The 19762-nt window shown below is 42.1% G+C and carries 17 protein-coding genes and 1 pseudogene; 11 read left to right on the top strand and 7 right to left on the bottom strand.

Annotated features, from left to right (window positions below):
• The 3 genes and pseudogenes from F9817_RS24190 to nfsA form a co-directional block, all read left to right on the top strand.
• Positions 1-129: pseudogene (locus tag F9817_RS24190) on the top strand (IS630 family transposase); the annotation flags it as partial.
• Positions 130-548: 419 nt separating this feature from the next.
• Complete coding sequence (locus tag F9817_RS22060; protein ID WP_161158365.1) at positions 549-881, top strand: DUF1904 domain-containing protein; 333 nt, start codon at positions 549-551, stop codon at positions 879-881.
• A gap of 18 nt (positions 882-899) precedes the next feature.
• Entirely contained in the window at positions 900-1622 is a 723-nt protein-coding gene (nfsA, locus tag F9817_RS22055; protein ID WP_161158364.1) for an oxygen-insensitive NADPH nitroreductase, read from the top strand.
• A 54-nt stretch (positions 1623-1676) separates the two neighbouring features.
• Here nfsA and F9817_RS22050 read toward each other — a convergent pair whose 3' ends face one another.
• The 3 genes from F9817_RS22050 to rdgC form a co-directional block, all read right to left on the bottom strand.
• The gene (locus F9817_RS22050) at positions 1677-1931 is read right to left on the bottom strand and encodes a YfhL family 4Fe-4S dicluster ferredoxin (protein WP_161158363.1); all 255 of its coding nucleotides are present in this window, start codon (positions 1929-1931) and stop codon (positions 1677-1679) included.
• 3 nt (positions 1932-1934) lie between these two features.
• Positions 1935-3341 (bottom strand): prephenate-dependent tRNA uridine(34) hydroxylase TrhP, encoded by a 1407-nt coding sequence (gene trhP, locus F9817_RS22045; protein WP_161158362.1) that lies wholly within the window; start codon positions 3339-3341, stop codon positions 1935-1937.
• Positions 3342-3485: 144 nt separating this feature from the next.
• A complete protein-coding gene (rdgC, locus tag F9817_RS22040) occupies positions 3486-4400 on the bottom strand; it encodes a recombination-associated protein RdgC (protein WP_161158361.1) in 915 nt (304 codons plus the stop codon).
• A 189-nt stretch (positions 4401-4589) separates the two neighbouring features.
• Here rdgC and phoB point away from each other — a divergent pair, with 189 nt between their 5' ends.
• The 3 genes from phoB to F9817_RS22025 are packed head-to-tail and all read left to right on the top strand — an operon-like array spanning position 4590 to position 7575.
• The gene (gene phoB, locus F9817_RS22035) at positions 4590-5279 is read left to right on the top strand and encodes a phosphate regulon transcriptional regulator PhoB (protein WP_161158360.1); all 690 of its coding nucleotides are present in this window, start codon (positions 4590-4592) and stop codon (positions 5277-5279) included.
• A gap of 18 nt (positions 5280-5297) precedes the next feature.
• Complete coding sequence (gene phoR / locus F9817_RS22030) at positions 5298-6614, top strand: phosphate regulon sensor histidine kinase PhoR (RefSeq protein WP_161158359.1); 1317 nt, start codon at positions 5298-5300, stop codon at positions 6612-6614.
• Entirely contained in the window at positions 6592-7575 is a 984-nt protein-coding gene (locus F9817_RS22025; RefSeq protein WP_161158358.1) for a PstS family phosphate ABC transporter substrate-binding protein, read from the top strand. The genes phoR and F9817_RS22025 overlap by 23 nt, the downstream gene beginning before the upstream one ends.
• 76 nt (positions 7576-7651) lie before the next feature.
• Here F9817_RS22025 and ppx read toward each other — a convergent pair whose 3' ends face one another.
• Together ppx and ppk1 are read right to left on the bottom strand one after the other, a co-directional pair.
• Positions 7652-9151: an exopolyphosphatase gene (ppx, locus tag F9817_RS22020; RefSeq protein WP_161158357.1), complete on the bottom strand. Its 1500-nt coding sequence runs from the start codon at positions 9149-9151 to the stop codon at positions 7652-7654.
• Positions 9135-11234, bottom strand: a complete 2100-nt coding sequence (gene ppk1 / locus F9817_RS22015; RefSeq protein ID WP_161158356.1) for a polyphosphate kinase 1 — start codon at positions 11232-11234, stop codon at positions 9135-9137. Before ppk1 ends, ppx begins: the two co-directional genes overlap by 17 nt.
• Before the next feature lie 197 nt (positions 11235-11431).
• Here ppk1 and F9817_RS22010 point away from each other — a divergent pair, with 197 nt between their 5' ends.
• Genes F9817_RS22010 through phoU form a run of 4 tightly spaced genes read left to right on the top strand, consistent with a single transcriptional unit; the run spans position 11432 to position 16828 of the window.
• Positions 11432-13621 (top strand): ABC transporter permease subunit, encoded by a 2190-nt coding sequence (locus F9817_RS22010; protein ID WP_161158355.1) that lies wholly within the window; start codon positions 11432-11434, stop codon positions 13619-13621.
• Positions 13622-13630: 9 nt separating this feature from the next.
• The gene (gene pstA, locus F9817_RS22005) at positions 13631-15277 is read left to right on the top strand and encodes a phosphate ABC transporter permease PstA (protein ID WP_161158354.1); all 1647 of its coding nucleotides are present in this window, start codon (positions 13631-13633) and stop codon (positions 15275-15277) included.
• A gap of 2 nt (positions 15278-15279) precedes the next feature.
• Complete coding sequence (pstB, locus tag F9817_RS22000; RefSeq protein ID WP_161158353.1) at positions 15280-16101, top strand: phosphate ABC transporter ATP-binding protein PstB; 822 nt, start codon at positions 15280-15282, stop codon at positions 16099-16101.
• Between the two features lie 28 nt (positions 16102-16129).
• A complete protein-coding gene (phoU, locus tag F9817_RS21995) occupies positions 16130-16828 on the top strand; it encodes a phosphate signaling complex protein PhoU (RefSeq protein ID WP_161158352.1) in 699 nt (232 codons plus the stop codon).
• Between the two features lie 9 nt (positions 16829-16837).
• On the opposite strand, the gene F9817_RS21990 is transcribed toward phoU, so the two are convergent.
• A complete protein-coding gene (locus tag F9817_RS21990) occupies positions 16838-17581 on the bottom strand; it encodes a copper homeostasis protein CutC (RefSeq protein ID WP_161158351.1) in 744 nt (247 codons plus the stop codon).
• A 180-nt stretch (positions 17582-17761) separates the two neighbouring features.
• Complete coding sequence (locus F9817_RS21985; protein WP_161158350.1) at positions 17762-18376, bottom strand: peroxiredoxin; 615 nt, start codon at positions 18374-18376, stop codon at positions 17762-17764.
• A 198-nt stretch (positions 18377-18574) separates the two neighbouring features.
• On the opposite strand from F9817_RS21985, the gene F9817_RS21980 reads away from it, so the two are divergent.
• Positions 18575-19480 carry a hydrogen peroxide-inducible genes activator gene (locus F9817_RS21980; RefSeq protein ID WP_161158349.1) on the top strand — a complete coding sequence of 302 codons (906 nt, stop codon included), beginning with the start codon at positions 18575-18577 and terminating at the stop codon, positions 19478-19480.
• The last annotated feature ends 282 nt before the right edge of the window (positions 19481-19762 follow it).

Below are 19762 nucleotides of genomic sequence, written 5' to 3'. Positions count from 1 at the left end.
GCCAATAGGTGTTTTGAATGTTACGACGATATTGTCGACAAGTTGTGTAGTGCTTGGAATCGTTTTTGTGCAGACAAAAGCAGAGTCATGTCGCTCTGCTTTAGAGATTGGACCATATTGACCAGTTAATTAGTGAGATTGGTATTACATATGTGACCAAGGTATGTTTGATACTCCGATTTGGCATTGGCCAAGCTAGAACTTGATGACTAGATGAAGTTGTAGATGTGATATTTTACCAATATTAATTAAATGATAATTATTATCATTTAATTAATAAGGATACTGTGATAGAGTGTTTTGTATCGGGATAATCAAGGTATATCTCGGTAGGTTATCAAGTCCCACTGTGGTTAGTTAGACGTTACAGATAATCTGATACCAGTCATCGAGTGAAGGAAAGAAGATTGGTTAAAGGCGATCAAGGCTGAATGATCGCCTTTTTTTATTTTCCTATTGGCAGATAAATTCATCTTTCTTGAATTATTCATTATTCGCAGCATGTTTCCTTAACTGTTATCATCGTGTAAAACAGAAGGATTTTACCAATGCCACATTTACGATTTCGCGCCCTTGAACCACAAACGGTGCAAGCAATCTCTGAAACCCTAGTTGATGAACTTCAGCCTTTAATGGCTTGTCCTCGAGAAGATTTTACCCTTGAATATCTTTTCTCTACCTTCTTCTTTGACGGTGAAGTGTCTGCCGCGTATCCCTTTATTGAAGTGTGCTGGTTTAACCGTGGCCAAGAAGTTCAGGATCAAGTAGCGCAAATCATTACCGATAAAGTCAGAGACGTATTAAAGAAAGAAGTGGATGTTGCAGTTGTATTTACAGCGTTGAATCCAAATGAGTACTACGATAACGGGCAACACTACTAAACCATAAAAGGAGTGATAATGAACTCGGTTATAGAGACAATTCAAGGTCATCGTTCGATTCGATCTTTTAAATCGACTCCGATCAGTAAAGATCAACTCGATACTATCATTGCAAGTGGTATCGCCGCTTCTTCATCTAGCCTATTACAAGTAATTTCTATCATTCGCGTGACCGATCCTGAAAAGCGTAAACAATTAGCTAAGTATGCGGGTAATCAAGCTTATGTTGAGTCTGCTGCTGAGTTTTTGGTGTTTTGTATTGATTATGCACGCCACTACACTCTGAATGAGGCGGTTAAACCTGAATTTATGGAGCTGACTCTAATTGGTGCAGTTGATGCTGGGATAATGGCGCAGAACTGTTTATTGGCAGCTGAGTCTATGGGGCTCGGTGGTGTCTATATCGGTGGGCTGCGTAATAATCCTAAAGAGGTCGATGCATTACTTGAATTGCCTAAGCACACTGCAATGTTATTTGGTATGTGTTTAGGTGTGCCTGATCAAGATCCACAACTGAAGCCACGCTTACCTGCTGATGTGATTGTTCATGAAAATAGCTACCAACCTCTAGATATTGAACAAGTAAAACAATATGACCAAACTATGCATGAGTATTATGCATCTCGTTCTAGTAATACTAAGCAGCAGGGATGGTCAGAACAGATTACTGAAAAACTGAGCCAAGAGTCTCGCCCATACATTAAGGACTATTTGAACAGTAAAGGTTTGGCTGAAAAATAGTTATCTTGCATTGAAACAATATAAGAAAGCCCAATCGATAGATTGGGCTTTTCATTAGGCTAGGCCTTGGATAATGACAAACTTCTCGAGTAATTGCTCTTCAGTTTCAACATTGTCTGGATCGGTAATGATACAGTTATTTATTGGGCAAACTGACTGACAGGTCGGCTTTTCATAGTGACCTTTACACTCAGTACATAGGTTCGGATCGATTTCATAAATCTCTTCCCCCATGAAAATCGCGTTGTTTGGGCACTCCGGCTCGCACATATCACAATTAGTACATTTTGATTTAATCAACAATGCCATGGTTTATTTGCCTGTTGGATTTCGCGTATCTTGTCCTGATTGTAGGTTACGCATTAGCAATGCGTACTCAAGATTCAATTCTTCTGGAACAGGAATAAAGACAAAATGGCCACTACCTTTTGCATCAGTTACGACTTCGCTCTTGCGGTTTTCCATTGTTTCAAGTGTGAAAATAACATTACCATTTGGCGTCATGAGCTCTAATTGATCGCCTGTTAGGAATTTATTTTTCACTTCCACTTCTGCAAGGTTACCACGGCGTTTCCCTGTAAATTCACCAACAAATTGCTGGGCGTCAGACACTGAGTAGCCGTAGTCATAGTTTTGGTAAGTATCATGAGTATGACGGCGAAGGAATCCTTCAGTGTAACCACGGTGAGCTAGGCTTTCTAGCGTGGTCATTAATGACTCATCAAAAGGTTTTCCAGCAACGGCATCATCGATTGCTTTGCGGTAAACTTGCGCTGTACGAGCGCAGTAATAGAAGGATTTAGTACGGCCTTCAATTTTTAATGAGTGAATGCCCATTTTTGTTAAACGATCAACGTGTTGAATGGCGCGAAGATCTTTCGAGTTCATGATGTAAGTGCCATGTTCATCTTCGAAGGCTGCCATTTTCTCTTCTGGACGGTGACTTTCTGAAAGCAGAACAACTTCATCACTAGGTTTTCCTAGGCCAATAGCCGCATCTGGGCGTTCATTTTGAACTTCGATAGCTTGAGCTTGGTCGGCTTTAGGATCAAAGGCTTCAACGATTTGACCTGCGTCGTCTTCTTTACCTTGTTCGACTTTATATTCCCAACGGCATGCGTTAGTGCACGTTCCTTGGTTTGGATCGCGTTTGTTGATGTAGCCAGATAGTAGGCAACGACCAGAATAAGCCATGCAAAGTGCGCCGTGTACGAAGACTTCGATTTCTGTATCAGGACAGTTTTCACGAATCTCAGCAATTTCTTCCAAAGACAGTTCGCGTGAAACAATTACGCGCTCTACACCATTTGCTGCCCAGAATTTTACCGTTGCCCAGTTTACTGCGTTCGCTTGTACTGATAGGTGAATAACCATGTCTGGAAAAGCTTCACGAACCATCATGATCAAACCTGGGTCAGACATGATAAGAGCGTCAGGGCCCATGTCTACAACGGGTTTTAAATCGCGGATAAAGGTTTTTAATTTAGAGTTATGTGGCTGAATATTACATACCACATAGAATTTTTTACCAAGGGCATGAGCTTCGTCAATACCGACTTTTAGGTTCTCATGGTTAAATTCATTATTACGTACACGAAGGCTGTAGCGCGGTTGGCCTGCATAGACGGCATCTGCACCGTAAGCAAAGGCGTAACGCATGTTTTTAAGGCTACCTGCTGGTGATAATAGTTCAGGAACGAATGGTTTTTCTGTAGTCATTGCTTCTTTCTCAATTCTGATCTCAAGTCAGGCCAATACCACCTGATGGTATTGGAGGGGCGCAAATTTTACGCCAAATACATTACAATGAATAGGGGCAATTGAGAAAACGCTCCAACTCTTACAGTTGAAGCGTTGAAGCTATTAGTTTTCAGCGGATGGCAAGCCACCTAATACTTCAAATAAATTAGGTAGAAATGCGCTGAATTCGCCACACATGAGGGAGAAATCGGCATCAAAACGAGCGGCTTGATCTTCACGAGGGATATCTTCGTTCTCATCTTTTAGTTCATCACTAAAGTTGATGCGTTTGATACTGCAATCTTCTGCCAAGATAAAATCAATACGCTCTTGCCAATTAAGAGCAAGCTTTGTCACGACTTTATTCGCTTGAATGTGACTTAAGATTTCATCACTAGTCAGTTCTTGTTTCTTACAGCGAACAATAGCTCCATCGTCCATCACCGATTTAAGCTCCGCTTCATCTAAAAGATTAAAGCCTTGCGGAAGATTCCCATTTTGTACCCATTCCGTTAATGTTGCTTCTACTGGTGTTTCAGGGATAGCAGGAACAACAGGTAAGCTACCGATGCTTTTACGCAATAAAGCCAACACATCTTCAGCTTTTTTGTAACTGCTTGCATCTACTAGGATAAGTCCTTGGCTCGGTAGAATTAAAACATACGTTAAATGGCTACGAGAAAAAGCGCGAGGTAGTAAATCGATCACTATTTCTTCTTTGATGGTGTCCTTTTCTGTTTTTTTCAGTGGACGACCTTCTTGCGATTCAAGTATTTCAATTTTGTCTGCTAAAGACTCTTTGATTACTGAAGCAGGAAGCATTTTTTCTTCTTTTTTGGCACAGACTAGGATGCGGTCTTCACTTACATGAGTCATCATGTCACCGTGTTTACCCATCGCATGAACCCAACCAAATTTTTGCTTGTCTTGGCTGCCACATGGAGTAAAACGGAATTCGGCCAGTTGTTCTTCGAGCTTGTCAGCATTAAAGTCTACATCGCGATTCACACGGTAAACCATACAGTTTTTAAACCACATATTTCTCTTTTCCTTATTCGAACCCGACTATGATAGGGGATCTCTAATACAAAGTCCTAGACAATCGTGTGTTGATTTGAATGAATTTGATGCGAAAGTTATATGAAAAATTGTTTGCAAGGGTCACAAAAGTGTCATAATTATTTCTGATAATGCATAACGTTAATTAAAAGCAAAGGTTATTTAATTATGTCTAGAAGGATTCTGGTGGTTGAGGATGAAGCACCTATTCGTGAGATGTTGTGCTTTGTACTCGAACAGAAAGGTTACCAAGCAGTGGAAGCAGAAGATTATGACACTGCGGTCAGTAGACTCTGTGAACCCTTCCCTGATCTCGTTTTGTTGGATTGGATGCTACCTGGTGGTAGTGGTATCAACTTTATCAAGCACATGAAACGTGAAGAATTAACACGTAACATTCCGGTTGTCATGTTGACTGCTCGTGGTGAAGAAGAAGATAAAGTACGAGGCCTTGAAGTTGGTGCTGATGATTATATCACTAAGCCATTTTCACCTAAAGAGCTGGTGGCGCGCTTAAAAGCAGTGATTCGTCGTGTTACACCAACGGCATTAGAAGATGTAATTGATGTTCAAGGTTTGAAGTTGGATCCTGTTTCTCATCGCGTTACCTCTGATGATTCTCCGCTCGACATGGGGCCAACAGAGTTTAAGATGTTACACTTCTTTATGACTCACCAAGAGCGTGTTTATAGCCGCGAGCAATTGCTGAACAACGTATGGGGTACCAACGTTTATGTTGAAGACCGTACTGTTGATGTTCATATTCGACGTTTACGTAAAGCGTTGGAAGATGCTGGGCATGACAAACTAATTCAAACGGTACGTGGAGCTGGTTACCGTTTCTCAACCAAAGCATAAGGATCGTCTCAGAGCACTATGGTTGAACGACTCACTTGGAGAAAGCTGGCTTGGGAGCTGGCTTTTTTTTACTTACCTTGGATCATCGTCGGTTCGATCTTTGGGTATCTGTCTTGGCTATTATTTGCTGCAACAGTGTTACAGTTATTGTGGCATCTACGCAATCAAATTCGTTTATCCGCGTGGTTATGGGACGAAAAACGCTTAACGCCACCATCCGGTTCCGGACAGTGGGAGTCCTTGTTTAATGGCTTATACCGTCTGCAGCAGCGTCAGCGTAAAAAACGTAAAGAGCTTAGTAATTTAATTCGTCGTTTCCGTAACGGTGCAGAATCGTTGCCTGATGCTGTGGTCGTATTTCGATCTGAAGGCAACATTGTTTGGTGTAACCGCTTAGCGCAACACCTACTGGGGTTCCATTGGCCAGATGATGCGGGCCAGCCTATTTCCAATCTTATTCGTACACCTGATTTCATTAAATACCTGCAAAAAGATGACTTTACTGAGCCTCTGGAAATGCGTTCACCACTTAACGTCGCTCGTTCATTGGAGTTACGTATTGTGCCTTATACCGAAGGTGAACATTTGATGGTGGTACGTGATGTTACCCAACTCAAACAGCTTGAAGGCATGCGACGTAACTTTTTTGCCAACGTTTCTCACGAATTACGCACCCCAATGACTGTTTTACAAGGTTATTTAGAAATGACCGAAGATCCGGATATGGTTGTTGGACCTATGTGGAGCAAGGCGCATGGGGTAATGACGCAACAGTTAGCGCGTATGAATAGCTTGGTGAACCAGTTGCTAACGTTATCTAAAATCGAAGCATCTCCAATGCATGAACTAGAAGACAAAGTGAATGTTCCTGCGATGCTTGAGATTTTAGAAAAAGAAGCTCAAAGTTTAAGTGGAGATGCAGGGCATCAATTCCATTTTGAAGTGGATAAATCTTTAACAGTATTGGGCGACGAAGAACAATTACACAGTGCCATTTCAAACTTGGTGTATAACGCGGTGAAATACACACCACCAGGCGCTGAAATTACGGTGCGTTGGTATCGCTCAATCCAAGGTGCTTGTCTTGAGGTTGCCGATACTGGAGATGGTATTGAACCGCAACATCTACACCGTTTAACAGAGCGATTCTATCGTGTTGATAAAGCTCGTTCGCGCGATACTGGCGGAAGTGGACTTGGGCTTGCTATTGTGAAGCACGCGTTGTCTCATCATGAGTCCAGACTAGAAATTCAAAGCGAAGTTGGTGTTGGTAGTCAGTTCTCCTTCGTGTTACCAAAGAGATTGATTGTAAATGACGAAGAAACAACCAATTAATTTTAAATATTTTGCTTTAGCTATTATTAGCTTATTTTCATGTACCGCCTCAATGGCGGTACATTGCTCTGAACTGCCGACTTATCAAAAAAGTATTGGTATTGCAGGCAGTTTAACTAGTGTGGGATCAGATACCCTAGCGGGGTTAACAACCTTATGGGTTGAAGAATTCAAATCTATTTATCCTAATATCAATGCACAAGTTCAGGCATCTGGTTCTGCTACCGCTCCACCAGCGCTTAATGAAGGCACTGCTCAGTTCGGTCCTATGAGTCGTAAGATGCGTTCACGTGAAAATGATGTTTTTGAGCGTGACCATGGGTACCCTCCAACAGAATTAAAAATCGCTATCGATGCTATAGGTATTTTTGTACATAAAGACAATCCAATTAAGGGGCTTAGTTTCGAGCAAATCGATGCTATTTTTTCATCGACCCTCAATTGTGGTGGCAATAAGATGATGACCACTTGGTCTCAACTAGGCATTCCTTATCAATGGGGAAAGCGCAGTATCCAGCTGTTTGGGCGTAACTCTGTCTCTGGCACTTATGGTTACTTTAAAAAAGTAGCCTTGTGTGGTGGTGATTTTAAACGCGGTGTGAATGAGCAGCCTGGATCTGCCTCTGTTGTCCAGTCAGTGGCATCTTCAATCACGACGATCGGCTATTCGGGAATGGGATATCGTGTTTCTGGTGTGAAGTTAATCCCTATTTCACGAGAAGGGGATGATTATGTTGAACCAACCCAAGAAAATATATTCACCGGACGATATCCATTATCTCGCTACCTGTATATTTATGTGAATAAAAACCCTGCGCATCCATTATCACCCATTGAGCGTGAATTTTTGCGCTTTATTTACTCTAAACAGGGGCAAAGATTGGTACAAAGGGAAGGGTATTTAGCGGTTCCAGCCGAGCTGGCGAAACATGAATTAGCCAAAGTGGGCATCTATGATTAGGTTGAGTAAAGACAATGGTCAGTAAAGGAAGAGCTGACCATTGCTCTCTAACGTAGTTTAAACACGGTTCTTAAGATTAGAAATTTAGATCCCAGCCCACGCTATTCCAATATTGTTGTTCCGTTAGTAAATCCGCATGGAGTAGGCGATTTTCCTCAAGCCAGTTGGGATTAGTGCATGTGAGTGACCATGTGTCATCTTCGATCGATAACGCCAACTCAGGCAACGGGTCATCATTGCGCTGTCCATTGACTAAAATAGCTAGGCGTAGCACGCGGATTATTCCTAACACATGTTTTTTCTTAAATAATGAAAAAGAACCCATTTCATTGAGCTTGAGAGCTTTGCGTTGAAAGCGCACCAGCGTCGCCAACACTTGTTGCTGCTCACTGTTAAAGCCGGGCATATTGGTATTACGTAAAATATAGGCTGAGTGACGGTGAAAAGCTTGATAACTGATGTTAAGCCCCACTTCATGAAGTAGAGCTCCCCATTCGAGTAGAGAAACTAATTCACTCTCTTTTTTGATCCCAATTTCTGTAGAGACTTGCTCTAAAAATTCACGCGCGTGACCACGCACTTTAGCGGCATGTTCAAGATCGACGGCGTGTTTATTTGCAAGCGCTTCGGCTGTTCTTAAGCGAATATCGGAGTATTTAAAGCGGTCTTCCATTTCATATAGGAGACCTTCTCGCAACGCGCCGTCTGAAAAATGCATTTCCTTTATTTTCAGATCATTAAAAATAGCCGACATAATAGCAACGCCCGCGGCGAATACGGGTTTACGCTCATCTGATAACCCATCGAGTCGGATATCATTGATGGTTGGCCAAGAGCAGAGCTTATCAATCAGCTTATCTAGGCGTTCAGCGGTAATAATACCGTCGGAGTAACCCATGCCAATCAGCGCTTCATAAATGGCTTTTGCAGTACCTGATGAGCCAAATGCAACTTGCCAGCCTTTTTTCCGATAGCGTGAGGCAAGGGATTCAAGTCGTTGCTGAGCTGCGAGAATCGCCAGAGCAAAATTCTTTTTGGATAATTTCCCGTTAGCAAAAAAGCGGTTGGTGTAACTCACACAGCCCATTTGTTTGCTATTGACGAGTTCAGCTTCAAAACCTTGACCAATGACGAGCTCTGTACTGCCTCCACCAATATCAACCACGAGCATAGACTCCGCTTGGGGTTGCGTGTGAGCAACACCAAGGTAAAGCAAACGCGCTTCTTCTGTGCCTGGAATGACTTCGATAGGGAACGGAAGCACTTCCTTAGCGCGCTGGATGAACAACTGAGTATTGTTAGCTTGACGAAGAGTATGAGTTGCAGCAATACGAACGTTATCCACCGAAAATCCCTGTAGGCGCTCGGCAAACATAGTGAGACAGTCTAATCCTCTCTCGATAGCGTCATCATCTAAGTTTTTTTGTTCGTCTAGGCCAAGCGCTAAACGCACTCGCTGTTTGTGGCGACTGATAATTTGTAAGTCTTTACCAATAACCTTGGCGACCACCATATGGAAGCTGTTTGAACCTAAATCAATTGCTGCGATATCTCGCGTGTCATAAGGTTGATTCATGAGTCTCTTCTTTCATCATTTTTCGATTGCGCCGTTCGACATTTTTTAAATAGTCATAAATTGCGACTTGTGAACGAATTTTTTTCCTGTTTCCTCTATCAACATAGTGATTAGACATCTCTTTGTCGATAACTCTGGCTTTAACGGTATCGGTAAACTGAATATTAATAATATCAATAATTCGTTGTTTTAAACGTGGATCTTTGATGGGAGTTGCCACTTCAATGCGATGATCAATGTTTCGAGTCATCCAGTCAGCAGAAGAAATCCATACCTGAGGAGCGCCGTCATTATGAGTAATAATCACTCGTGGGTGCTCTAAGAATCGGTCGACAATACTGATGATACGGATGTTCTCACTCACTCCTTCCACTCCGGGAACGAGTGAGCACATGCCCCGAATAATCATATTAATTTTCACACCCGCGGCACTGGCTCCGTAGAGTTTGTTGACCAAGCCCTTATCAACTAGATTATTCACCTTTAGTTTAATTTCTGCTTTTTTGCCTGCTTTTGCGTGAGCTATTTCGTTATCAATAATTCGATAAAGTTGCTGACGAGAGTTGCGCGGTGACACGATAAGTTGATTGAATTTTACCGGGCGATAAGGGTTTTCTATGTAGGCAAATACGTTACGCACTTCCGTTGTTAAGTCAGTATCCGCTGTTAAAAACGCAAAGTCAGTATAAATACGAGCTGTTTTTTCATGAAAGTTACCCGTTCCGATATGGGCATAACGGACAAAATCATGTTCTTCTTTACGTGAGATAAGTAATAACTTGGAGTGAATTTTCATTCCTGGTACACCAAAGATGACTTGTACACCAGCCTCGGTCAAAATCTTCGACCACTCAATATTGGCCTCTTCATCAAAGCGAGCCTGTAGCTCAACGACTACGACCACACGTTTACCGTTGTGGACAGCATCAACGAGAGAGTTCATCAGACGAGAATTTTTAGCCACTCGATAAATATTGATTTTAATACTGATCACTTTGGGATCGAACGACGCTTGGCGCACTAATTCTGTGATGTGATCAAACTGGTGATAAGGGTAGTGCAACAAAATATCTTTATCACGAATAGCATCAAATGCGTTGGCATAGCCCTCGAAATCCGAACATTTCATCGGCGGCATGGGTTTATTTTCTAGGTAGGCTCGCCCTAAATTGGGAAAACCAATAAAGTCTTTAAAATTATGATATCGCCCACCGGGTAACAGACTATCGTAATGTGAGATCTTCAATTTATCGCACAGAAAGCTAAGCATTTGTTCAGGCATTTCCCGCTCGTAGACAAAGCGTACAGGCATAGCGGTTAAACGCTGGCTTAACCCTTCAGACATCTGTTCTAGCAAGCTGTATTCGACTTCGTGGCTAAGATCGTATTCTGCATCACGGGTCATTTTCATCGCGTAGCCAGAGAGTTCATCATAATCAAAAAAACCGCGGAAAAGTTCATCAAGACAAAAACGAATAATGTTATCCAGTAATATGACAGTCTTACGTCTTTTCCCTTTGGCTTCAGGGACAAGTACAAAACGTGGCAAATGATCCGTCGGTATTTCAACAAGCGCATAGTTAGAGTGTTGATTTTTTTTTAGGTCGACAACGATGTAAGCGTACTCATCTTTCAAGAATTGCAGCACATCAATATCATCATTCATGAGCAATGGTGTGATGTGGGGGAGAACTTCATTATTGAAGTAACGAGTGATCCAGCGTTTCTGGCTTTCATCAAGTTGAGTTTCGTTGACCAAAAAAATATGCCGGCGAGCCATTTCAAGAATCAGTTCGTTATATAGATTGTCAAAATCTCTGTCTAATTTGAGGGCTTTTTGCTGCATCTGAGCGAGAAGGTGTTTGTCGCTGTCATTGCCGCCTTGTTCGCTATTAATTAAAATCCTGCGTTTTACGTCAGCAAAGCGAACTTTGTAAAATTCATCTAAATTGTTAGAGAAGATACCGAGGAAACGAACGCGCTCTATCAGTGGTACAGTCTTATCTGCAGCTTCTTGTAACACTCGCTCATTGAACGAGAGCCAACTTAATTCTTTGTCTATGTAGAGTTTGTCGCCACTCATTTACAACACCTTTCACCGGAAAATCAATCTTAACCATGCAAATTAGGGCTTTTATATGACAGTTTTATTGCAGAATGTAACAATACGCCTCTAAATTAAAGACTTCTTGTTTTTTCAGGCGCTTAAATAGACGATGTAATATATCTGTCATTTAAACGACATATACTGCCCGAAGGGCATCTCAGGTAGAGTAATTCATGGCGCAAAGCGATTTCTCTTTGAATCAAAGAGACCGACAAAGGATTTTTAAAGATCGATTCATCCGTATCGCTGTTAAGTGTGGAGGTGTCGCAGTTCTTGGTGCCTTAGTCCTGATTTTTGTCTATCTTGCGTCAGTTGTCATTCCACTTTTTAGTGGCGCTAAGTTTCATTCTCAAGTGATTCACCAAGCACTTCCTATTGCTCATGTGAAAAGAATAGCTATCGACGATTATGGTAAACATTTGTTTGCGTTAAACGACGATGGTATGGCTCAATTTTGGTCACTAGGAACAAAATCACAACATCCTGAGTTTTCGCAGCAACTGATGATGCCCATCAGTCAAATTGCCACGATGCCTTCTGATTATGGCTGGTTTGCGCTGCGTGATCCTTCTAATCACGTTGTCATCGCCAAACCCCAGTTTAAGTATCAGATTACCAGCAATACTCGACAGTTCAAGCCGTATTTGACGCAATATAATTATCAATTAGCACCAGCAGATAGTGAGGTGAACAATTTTACTTTTGTCGTCACTGGCGATGAGGTGACATTTGCATCTTATCTAGCAGATAAGTCGGTATTGTTACGATGGGGAACGAAAGGTGATAGTCAATTAATCCATCAATATCGATTCCCATCGTTGTTTGATCACCTTGATCAACTGTTGATGACGCCTGATGGTAAGACTTTATATTTACGTAACGGTAATGATTTAATTGTGTCTGAGCGTAAAAAAGACCGCTTTGTGGTACGGGAAATCATCGATTTAGCAGAAAAACATCCCAAAGAGAAAGTCGCTAACATTCGTTTATTAGCGGGCGCATACTCCTTATTGGTTCGCTATCAAAATGATACGGTGAGTCAGTGGTTTGATGTGTTAAATAATGGACAAAGAAGCCTACAAGAAATCCGAGAATTTCAGCTTGCAAAGCAAACTCAGTTCTTATTACCAGATACCTATCGCAAAGGTTTTTATAGTTTTCACCGTGATGGTACGGTGCAAGATCACTACACCACAAGCCATAAGACTGTGTTTTCTAAAAAGGTATTTTCGAAGGCACCGTTACTAGCGGCAATGTCTGATAACGAGCGTTATGTTCTGACATGGAATGGTCAGCAGTTTGCTGTTTCTGAAATGACGAATGATTATCCGGAAGTGTCCATATCATCATTATGGGAGAAGGTCTGGTATGAGCACTACCCAGAGCCTCAGTATGTTTGGCAATCGACTTCTGCGAGCGATAAATTTGAAGCTAAGTTCAGTTTAGTGCCGATAGCGTTTGGTACGCTCAAAGCTGCATTTTATGCAATGCTATTTGCGGTTCCCATTGCGGTATTTGGTGCGATTTATACCGCTTATTTTATGACACCTAAGATGCGTCGTATCGTAAAACCAACCGTTGAATTGATGGAGGCTCTGCCCACCGTTATTATCGGGTTTCTTGCCGGACTTTGGTTCGCCCCACTAGTCGAGAGCCATCTTACTTCGGTGGTGTCATTAATGATCTTGTTACCGTTATCAACAATGGTGGCTGGCTTTATATGGACAACATTACCGCGTCAGTGGCTAAGAAAAATTCCGAGCGGTTTGCATGTTATTATTCTGATGCCCGTGATCGTTCTCGTGATAGCGGTAGTTATGAACTATAACCAGCAGATTGAAGCTTGGTTATTTGGTGGGGATGTCCGCGTCTTTTTAGTTCAACACGGTATCGATTTTGATCAACGTAACGCTTTGGTTGTTGGGTTCGCCATGGGGTTTGCCGTTATTCCGATGATTTTTACGATCGCTGAAGATGCTATTTTTTCTGTGCCTAAACATCTGTCGGATGGTTCGTTAGCGCTTGGGGCGACTCCTTGGCAAACGCTGATTCATGTGGTGCTGTTAACTGCAAGTCCCGGTATTTTTTCTGCCATCATGATGGGATTAGGTCGCGCGGTTGGTGAGACGATGATCGTATTAATGGCAACGGGTAACACGCCAATTATGGACTGGAATATCTTCGAAGGAATGCGCACGCTCTCGGCGACTATTGCCGTTGAGTTACCCGAATCTGAGATGGGCAGTTCACACTTTAGAATCTTGTTCTTAGCCGCATTAATCCTCTTTATTTTTACATTTGCTGTTAACTCGTTAGCTGAATGGGTTCGCCAACGTTTACGAGAAAAGTATCGTGCTTTATAGGGATCATATATGAGACTACTTAATTGGTTTCGTTCAGGTGCTCCCTGGATTTGGTTAACAGGAGGAGCTGTAAGCATCAGTTTAATCTCGGTGCTGGGGTTACTGCTATTAATTGGTTGGAAAGGGTTGACGTATTTTTGGCCTGCGCCACTTTATATGTGGCATACCGAAGATAATAAAATGTTAGTCGGTCAACTTTATAGTCGCGATGAAGTGCCAATCTCTCATATTCATGCCGCCGGATTGAATAAGAAATTACAAGGAAAAGAGTCGGCAATACGTTTAAATATCAAGATTGCTAATCGCGAGAGAAACCCTGCGGATTTTATCTCTATTTTGAATGTGAAGCTTCATGATGAGACACAACCTCAAGGCTGGGCTGTCATTGATCGGGAGAATAATGGCCAATTTTATGGCCTTCCGGTAGGTTATGTTTCAACCTCAGGCCGCATAGAAAAAGAGGTGAAAGCTCATGTAGCAAAAGGTATGGCTCAGGCTCAAGCAATCAGATCGCAAGTTCATGAACTCATTGAACAAAAGATCAAAGTCTATGGTCATAAACTAGAGATGTTACGACTAGAAAAGCGGCGTAAAGAATTGAATGGTACGATGACGCCCGCTTATCTAACCGAGTATCGACTTAATAAGAACGATCTCGATAATCGCATGTCTTTAGCCGAAGATAAGATTGACCAATTGCGAGATCAACTAGGGCAGCAAGCCGTTATTTTACAGGATATGACCGGTGAGAAAGTGTTAGTGCCAATCGCTCAGGTGCTAAGAATGTGGTATCCCAACGCGATGTCTTGGACTGAAAAAGTGACACACTGGGCCAAAGGTGTTTGGATTTTTTTATCGGATAACCCACGAGAATCCAATTCAGAGGGGGGAGTATTCCCTGCCATATTTGGCACGATTTTACTTGTGTTATTAATGTCGATCGTTGTGATGCCATTAGGCATAGTCGCAGCGGTCTACCTTCATGAATACGCCAAAGACAATATGTTTACGCGGCTAATTCGTGTTGCCGTGATTAATTTAGCGGGGGTTCCATCCATCGTTTATGGTGTATTTGGACTTGGTTTCTTTGTTTATACCATCGGTGGGGAGATCGATAAGTTATTTTTTGCTGACCGTTTACCTGCGCCAACATTCGGTACACCGGGCTTGTTATGGTCTGCATTGACTCTAGCGGTATTAACATTGCCTGTCGTTATTGTTGCTACTGAAGAGGGCCTGACTCGAATACCTAACTCAATTCGTCATGGTTCATTGGCGCTTGGCGCAACGCAATTTGAAACGGTGTGGAAAATAGTATTGCCGATGGCGAGTCCAGCCATGATCACTGGTTTAATCTTAGCGATTGCTCGAGCCGCGGGAGAGGTTGCACCCTTGATGCTGGTGGGGGTAGTGAAGCTTGCTTCTAATTTACCTGTAGATAATCAGTTTCCTTACTTGCATTTAGAACGTAAATTTATGCATTTAGGATTTCATATTTACGATCTTGGTTTTCAGACCACCAATATTGAAGCAGCGAGGCCACTCGTTTATGCCACAGCATTTTTATTAGTAGCTGTTATTATTAGTTTAAACCTAACCGCAATTAGTATTCGCAATAATTTGCGGGAGAAATACCGAACATTAGGACAAGATTAAGCATGTTTTCAGTGAATCAAACGTTAGGATATGAAACGCCACTCGACGTGAATAACCTAACAGATAAGCAAACAGCGATTTCGATCGAAGGGCTTAATCTTTATTATAATCAAGATTATCAAGCGCTTTTTGATATTACGATGCGTTTGCCAAAGGGAAAAGTGACGTCATTCATTGGACCTTCTGGGTGCGGTAAATCGACCTTGTTGCGGTGCATTAATAGGATGAATGATCTTGTTGAAGGGTGCCGAATCGAGGGTGAAGTGAAACTTCACGGTAAAAATGTCTATCATCATGATGTCGATGTTCCTACATTGCGCCGTCGTGTTGGGATGGTATTCCAGCGGCCGAATCCTTTTCCTAAATCCATCTATGAAAACGTCGTTTATGGGCTGCGCTTACAGGGTGTGAAAAATAGTCGTACTTTGGATGATGCCGTTGAGCGATCATTACGAGCCGCGGCGTTATGGGATGAAGTAAAACATCGGTTACATGAAAATGCATTTGGTTTATCCGGGGGACAGCAACAGCGTCTAGTGATCGCAAGAGCGATTGCTATTGAACCGGAAGTGCTCTTGCTTGATGAGCCCACATCTGCGTTGGACCCTATTTCAACCCTGACCATTGAAGAACTTATCCATGATCTTAAACGGCGTTATACCGTTGTGATTGTGACACATAACATGCAGCAAGCTGCTCGGGTAAGCGATTACACAGCGTTTATCCATATGGGGAAGTTGGTCGAGTATTCAGATACGGATTCAATTTTTACATCCCCATCGATGAAAAAGACGGAAGACTATATTACTGGTCGCTACGGTTAATGTTACCCAGAGTAGTAAAGGAACGTATATGCAGCTAGGTAAACATATCTCAGGGCAATTTAATGCTGAACTAGAATCCATTCGTACTCATGTGTTAACAATGGGGGGGCTGGTTGAGCAGCAGTTGTCTTATGCTATGCATGCCTTACATAAGGATGATGCCGAATTAGCACGTAAAGTGGTTAAAGACGATCATAAAGTTAACGCGTTGGAAGTCTCTATTGATGAAGCCTGCACGCGGATTATCGCCAAGCGTCAGCCAACGGCTAAAGATTTGCGTTTGATTATGGCGATCATCAAAACAATCACCGATTTGGAACGTATTGGTGATGTTGCCACTAAAATGGCTTATGTCACCATTGAAAGCCCCTCTGACGAGCGTCAATTTCAAGTATCACTGGAGCCATTATGCCGCTCAGCCATTTCTATGTTGCATCAAGTGTTAGATGCATTTGCTCGTATGGATGTTGAAGCCGCTGCGGAAATTTATAAGCTTGATGATGGGTTGGATCGTGAAGTTGAAGCGGTGATTCGGCAATTAATGACGTACATGATGGAGACTCCCGAAAATATTCCTCATATTTTACAAGTGATGTGGTCGGCAAGAGCTATTGAGCGTATTGGTGATCGTTGCCAAAATATTTGTGAATACATCATCTACTTTGTTAAAGGCAAAGATGTTCGCCATATTGGCGAACAATCCATTGATGATATGATCCGATCATAAGAAAATCATTTAACGTAAGAGATGTGCGACCGCTTCAATAGCTGCGGTACTGGTAATGGGAATGAGCGAATCATCGCACTCTTCGTTACCCATATAGGCTTCTTGCGCGGTAGGTTTCATTTTGCTTGGGCGAGAGGTTTTACCGGACATATGGACTTCTTGAACTCCAGTCTGTTCGATAATTGCACGAACGTTCCCTGCATTAACACCCGCACCAGCCATGATAGCGATTCTACCGTTAGCAATGGTCACCATCTCTTTTATCGCAGCAATTCCTTTTTCCGCTGAACTTGCTTGACCTGATGTAAGTACTCGCTCACAACCTAGCTCTATGATTGTTTCCATTGCTTGTCGGTAATCGCGACATACATCAATCGCACGATGAAATGTCACATTTAGAGAGAGAGAATGAGCGTAGTCGACAAGGATTTTAAGTGCATGTTTGTTCACGTCACTATCTTCGGTTAACACGCCTAGAACAACGCCAGTTAATCCAGCCTTTGCTGCTGATTCAATGTCCCACATCATCTGTTCAATTTCCGATGGAACATAAAGAAAATCCCCTTGTCTGGGACGAATCATGGCATAAATTGGGGCGGAACTTAAGTTAGACGCCAAGCGCATAAAACCGAAACTGGGAGTCAAGCCTCCAAGATCAAGCGAAGAGCAAAGTTCAATTCTAGTTGCGCCGCCTGCTAGTGCATATTGAAGAGACTCGATATTATCGATACAGACTTCCAACTGATAATTCATGTGTTTAGGTTCCTTTCTAAACGGGGGAGAGCAATGTAACAGTTTAGCGCTGATTGGATCATAAAAAAATCCCGGAGCGATGGCTCCGGGATTTGAAGGCTTTACTTTATCCTGATTGGTTTGGCTTTTGCTCTTAATTCCAACCACTCACCCGAGTTGAGCACGGGCGATAAAGTGTTCTTATTTTTTATCTAGGTCAGCTGTGTGTTCAGCTAGGTAAGATGCAACGCCGTCTGGAGAAGCTTTCATACCTGATTTACCTTTTTCCCACTGTGCAGGACATACTTCACCGTGTTCTTGGTGGAATGCTAGTGCGTCAACCATACGTAGCATTTCATCGATGTTACGACCAAGAGGACCATCGTTGATTACTTGGTGACGAACAACGCCTTCTTCGTCGATTAGGAAAGAACCGCGAAGTGCAATGCCAGGACCATTTGGATCAACAACATCGTAAGCGCTAACAACTTCGTGAGTAGTATCAGCAACAAGTGGGTATTTAACCTCACCGATACCGCCTTTATCTACAGAAGTGTTACGCCATGCGTTGTGAGAGAATACAGAGTCGATTGAAACACCGATTACTTCACAGCCTTTTTCTTGGAAGTCAGCTAGACGTTTGTCGAATGCGATGATTTCAGATGGGCAAACGAAAGTGAAGTCTAGTGGGTAGAAAAATACAACAGCTTTCTTACCTTTGATGTAATCAGAAAGGTTGAATGAATCAACGATTTCACCGTTGCCTAGAACAGCTCCAGCAGTAAAGTCAGGGGCTTTGCGACCTACTAGTACCATTTTTTGCTCCTAATGTTTTAGTTTTATCTGAGTTAAAACACGTTGAGTTAACTCATTTCCGTGTAACTACAAGACAAACTATAGTACAAAGGTTAGTATAGAAAAAAGCGAATAAAATAGATTGTGTCAATCGAAAAAAGCGATGAACAGGCGCGGCAAAGCCTGAACGATAAATTGAAATAAAATATTAATATTATTATGAATAAGTGGCCAAGTTTAAAGCAACTGCACTACCTCATCACCTTACATGAAACCCGCCATTTTAGCGATGCGGCGCAGCGATGTTTTGTTAGTCAATCGACCCTAAGTAAAGGGATCCAAAACCTAGAAGAACTGATTGGTTGTGCGCTTTACGAGAAAAAGGATAAAAAAACGCCTTTAGTCTTTACTCAGGCTGGTGAAGAAGTCGTTAAGTTGGGAAGAGAGTTATTAGCGAAAGGTCAGGATCTCGTTGAGCTGGGGAAATTATGCCAAGGCAATTTGATGGAAGGTCAGCTAAAACTCGGCTGTATTCCAACGATTGCGCCATTTTTGCTTGGTGACCTTGTACAAGAAATTAATCTACGTTTTCCTAAATTGCATCTTCTGTTACGTGAAGATACAACCACCAATTTATTGATGGCGTTACGTTCTGGTGAATTGGATGTATTGGTTTTAGCATTACCTGTTGATATTGGTGAGATGGACAGTCGTATTGTTGGACAAGATCCATTTCGGATGGTGATTAGCCGTAATCAGGCTAATTCAATTCGTGTTCCGATAAAGTATGATGATTTACCCGATCAATCAGTATTCCTGTTAGAAAATGAACACTGTCTGACTGAGCATGCGGTTTCTGCATGTAAACTAACCGATAAAGAAAAGATCAACCCATTTACGGCGACGAGCTTACATACCCTAGTTCAAATGGTAGCCAATGGCCTAGGGACGACATTTATTCCACAAATGGCGATTGATCATGGTTTGTTAGATAACCAAAATTTGGTCGTGGTTGATCCTCCAGGCCAAAAGGCGTATCGCAATATCGGTTTAGTATGGCGTCCTAGTTCCTCAAGAACCAATACATTTAATCAATTGGCGGATGTTGTTTCTGGGCTTCTATAGCAACTCTCTTTCTTGTAAATGTGCTTGAGTAATTCTCGATTACTTGAGCATATAGCCTTACCTGTACAGCTTAAATCGAGATTTTCATATCGTTACATTCATTGATGTGGCTTGATATTCTCTATCTAGTAGGTTGTTAAAGATAAAAGTGTTATTTTTTTAGTTTTTAATGCTAATGAATTTTATTTAATTAGCATTAAGAACTGTTAGTGTTATTTTTATTGTAAAATTTTACAGCTTATTTTGAGAGAAGGTTTCATAAAATTGGCAATCTTCACAAAA

It is taken from the genome of Vibrio eleionomae, assembly GCF_009874545.1.
Lineage (GTDB): Bacteria > Pseudomonadota > Gammaproteobacteria > Enterobacterales > Vibrionaceae > Vibrio > Vibrio nitrifigilis.
This window is presented reverse-complemented; position numbering and strand designations above follow the sequence as displayed.

What these genes read in the sequence shown, in the direction of transcription:
- F9817_RS22060 (WP_161158365.1), top strand. Translation starts at nt 549, where the DNA reads ATGCCACATTTACGATTTCGCGCCCTTGAACCACAAACGGTGCAAGCA.
- nfsA (WP_161158364.1), top strand. Translation starts at nt 900, where the DNA reads ATGAACTCGGTTATAGAGACAATTCAAGGTCATCGTTCGATTCGATCT.
- F9817_RS22050 (WP_161158363.1), bottom strand. Translation starts at nt 1,931, where the DNA reads ATGGCATTGTTGATTAAATCAAAATGTACTAATTGTGATATGTGCGAG.
- trhP (WP_161158362.1), bottom strand. Translation starts at nt 3,341, where the DNA reads ATGACTACAGAAAAACCATTCGTTCCTGAACTATTATCACCAGCAGGT.
- rdgC (WP_161158361.1), bottom strand. Translation starts at nt 4,400, where the DNA reads ATGTGGTTTAAAAACTGTATGGTTTACCGTGTGAATCGCGATGTAGAC.
- phoB (WP_161158360.1), top strand. Translation starts at nt 4,590, where the DNA reads ATGTCTAGAAGGATTCTGGTGGTTGAGGATGAAGCACCTATTCGTGAG.
- phoR (WP_161158359.1), top strand. Translation starts at nt 5,298, where the DNA reads ATGGTTGAACGACTCACTTGGAGAAAGCTGGCTTGGGAGCTGGCTTTT.
- F9817_RS22025 (WP_161158358.1), top strand. Translation starts at nt 6,592, where the DNA reads ATGACGAAGAAACAACCAATTAATTTTAAATATTTTGCTTTAGCTATT.
- ppx (WP_161158357.1), bottom strand. Translation starts at nt 9,151, where the DNA reads ATGAATCAACCTTATGACACGCGAGATATCGCAGCAATTGATTTAGGT.
- ppk1 (WP_161158356.1), bottom strand. Translation starts at nt 11,234, where the DNA reads ATGAGTGGCGACAAACTCTACATAGACAAAGAATTAAGTTGGCTCTCG.
- F9817_RS22010 (WP_161158355.1), top strand. Translation starts at nt 11,432, where the DNA reads ATGGCGCAAAGCGATTTCTCTTTGAATCAAAGAGACCGACAAAGGATT.
- pstA (WP_161158354.1), top strand. Translation starts at nt 13,631, where the DNA reads ATGAGACTACTTAATTGGTTTCGTTCAGGTGCTCCCTGGATTTGGTTA.
- pstB (WP_161158353.1), top strand. Translation starts at nt 15,280, where the DNA reads ATGTTTTCAGTGAATCAAACGTTAGGATATGAAACGCCACTCGACGTG.
- phoU (WP_161158352.1), top strand. Translation starts at nt 16,130, where the DNA reads ATGCAGCTAGGTAAACATATCTCAGGGCAATTTAATGCTGAACTAGAA.
- F9817_RS21990 (WP_161158351.1), bottom strand. Translation starts at nt 17,581, where the DNA reads ATGAATTATCAGTTGGAAGTCTGTATCGATAATATCGAGTCTCTTCAA.
- F9817_RS21985 (WP_161158350.1), bottom strand. Translation starts at nt 18,376, where the DNA reads ATGGTACTAGTAGGTCGCAAAGCCCCTGACTTTACTGCTGGAGCTGTT.
- F9817_RS21980 (WP_161158349.1), top strand. Translation starts at nt 18,575, where the DNA reads ATGAATAAGTGGCCAAGTTTAAAGCAACTGCACTACCTCATCACCTTA.